Below are 2,622 nucleotides of genomic sequence, written 5' to 3' on the forward strand. Positions count from 1 at the left end.
AGCCTGTCGGCACGGCTGATGGGCCTCGATAGCCTGGGCGTGGCCAGCTACCTGCTCACGCTCTACTCCTCCTGCGCCGTGCTGACCGACGATGCTCTCGGAGTCCTCGAAAACGTCGAAGTCGGATACTACCACGATTACGATCACCGCCAGAGCAAGCCGAAGTAACGGAGCGCTCGCCAGTAGCTCTCTGAGGAGACTATCGCAGTGGATGAGATAACTCCCGACCTGATCGCGCGCATGGCTTCGCGAATTTACAACGAAGCGCCGCAGCCCAACGGCCATGCCGAGGGTGAGCCGCATGTCGACGCGTCGGCGGATACCGGACGGATCGCTGGCAGTTCGCCGGCTGCGCACTATGGCAGCATTCCGGTCGCGGTCAAGTCATGGCCACACGTGCCGACGACGCCGCCCGTAACGCCTCCTTCGGTGACACCACCGATGTTCAGTGCGCCGCCGACGGACTTTGTGTTGCCCGGCATGACGCCGCCGACAACACTGCCCACAGCGCCGCATTCACCCTCCGAGCCGCTTAGCGTCCCCGGTGCGGCCGTCGCGCCGCCCACCAGTGGCATCACGAGCGAGGCTTCGCCGAGCGGGCTGAGTACCTTCGTGGCGAGTGTGCGCGGTGCACATCTGGACCGCGACGCAGGCTTGGACGTTCTGGGCCATTCATTCCGTGAACGAGCCATGGCCGCGGCCGTGTCACCCGGCGGCAGTTCCCGGCCTTTCGACGTCGCGGCAATCCGCAAGGATTTCCCGATTCTCCAGCAGCGCGTCCATGGCAAGCCGATTGCGTGGTTCGATAACGCGGCCACAACGCAAAAGCCGCAGGAAGTGATCGACGCTGTGTCGCGCTTCTACGAGCAGGATAACTCGAACATTCATCGTGGCGCGCACACACTGGCCGCGCGGGCAACCGACGCCTATGAAAAGGCACGCGAGAAGGTGCAGACGTTCCTCGGAGCATCGAGCGTCAAGGACATTGTCTTCGTGCGCGGCACGACCGAGGGAATCAATCTCATCACGCAGACCTACGGCCGTAAGTTCTTGCAACCGGGCGATGAGATCGTGATGTCGGTGCTCGAACATCATGCCAACATCGTCCCCTGGCAGATGGTGGCCAAGGAAAAGGGGGCCGTGCTGCGCGTGATTCCAGTCAACGACCGTGGCGAGGTCATGCTCGAGGAATACCAAAGGCTGCTCGGCCCCAAGACCAAGGTCGTGGCGCTGACGCACGCCTCGAACAGCCTGGGCACGATATTGCCCGTGGCCGAAATGACTCAAATGGCCAAGCGGTACGGCGCCCGCGTGTTGATCGACGGCGCGCAGTCAGTCGCGCACATTCCCGTCAACGTGCAGCAGCTGGGGGCCGATTTCTTCGTGTTCTCGGGCCACAAGATCTTTGGACCGACCGGCATCGGGGCCGTTTATATCAGCCAAGAGTTGCAGGACGTGTTGCCACCGTGGCAGGGTGGCGGCAACATGATCCGTAACGTGACGTTCGAAGAAACGTCGTATGCTGAGGCGCCGGCGCGCTTCGAAGCCGGCACGCCGAACATCGCCGATGCGGTCGGACTGGGCGCGGCGCTCGACTACGTGAACCGGTTGGGCCTGCCCAACATTGCCAATTACGAACATTCGTTGCTTGAGTACGCGACTGAATGCCTGTCGACCGTCAACGGCCTGCGGCTGATTGGCACGGCACGGGAAAAGGTCGGCGTGCTGTCGTTCGTCATGCCCAACCGCCGCACCGAGGACATCGGCCGGTTCCTGGATCAGGAGGGCATCGCGGTCCGCGCTGGGCATCATTGCTCTCAACCATCGCTGCGGCGTTTTGGTGTCGAGACGACAGTCCGGCCATCGCTGTCGATCTACAACACGACCGGCGAAATCGATCGACTGGTCGACGCCCTGAAGCGCATCGAGCGGCTTCCTGGCTGAAGCCGACGGCGCGGATCATCCATGCTCGATGGAAGGCGGACAAACAAAAGGGCCGCCTGCCGACGATCCGGCAAGCGGCCCCACGTGGATGTACTCGAACGGACACGCCGCAGTCGGGCTGCAGTCGCTTGCGCAATGTCGTTATGTGCAGCCCACACGTCCAACGAGGACGCAACTATCGCCGACCCCGAGCGAGCAATCACTTGTTCAGATGAGGGGCGACGTCAGCCGTAGATTGTCCGCGGTCCGATGCTGCGGCGGCGCCTCTGCCGCAGCCCATTGCCTGTAAGCGCCACGGCGATGGCCGCGAGCACTAAGCTGCCCGGCTCAGGTACCGGTGCTGCATTGGGAACAGCCAGCGCGCCACCGCCCTGCGATGAGGCCAGCCAGTTCGACGAGACCAGGGCGAGGTCTTGACTGTTGACGATTCCGTCGTGGTTGGCATCGCCGGCCAGATTCGTTCCCGTGGCCAGCCAGTTGCTCGAGATCAACGCAAGATCCTGACTGTTGACGATCCCGTCGCGGTTGACGTCGCCCGGCAACGAAGCCAGGGAAGTCACGTCCAAACGCACTTCGCCAGGCGTCGACACTTCGTCGAGCTTGTAACCAAACCCGCTGGGCAGGCTACCGAGAGACAATCCATTGTCCGTAAGCGTACCAGTGTAAGCGAACAACTCA

Annotated in this window: 2 protein-coding genes; one reads left to right on the forward strand and one right to left on the reverse strand. The window is 62.7% G+C overall.

All coding sequences use genetic code 11. The annotated features are described in order from the left end of the window. Positions 1 to 207: 207 nt before the first annotated feature. Positions 208 to 1,944 (forward strand): cysteine desulfurase, encoded by a 1,737-nt coding sequence (locus VHD36_09255; protein ID HVU87497.1) that lies wholly within the window; start codon positions 208 to 210, stop codon positions 1,942 to 1,944. Positions 1,945 to 2,168: 224 nt separating this feature from the next. Here VHD36_09255 and VHD36_09260 read toward each other — a convergent pair. Next, positions 2,169 to 2,622: dockerin type I domain-containing protein (locus VHD36_09260; protein ID HVU87498.1), on the reverse strand; the 454-nt coding region annotated here is incomplete at its 5' end.

It is taken from the genome of Pirellulales bacterium, from assembly GCA_035546535.1.
Classification (GTDB): Bacteria; Planctomycetota; Planctomycetia; order Pirellulales; family JACPPG01; genus JACPPG01.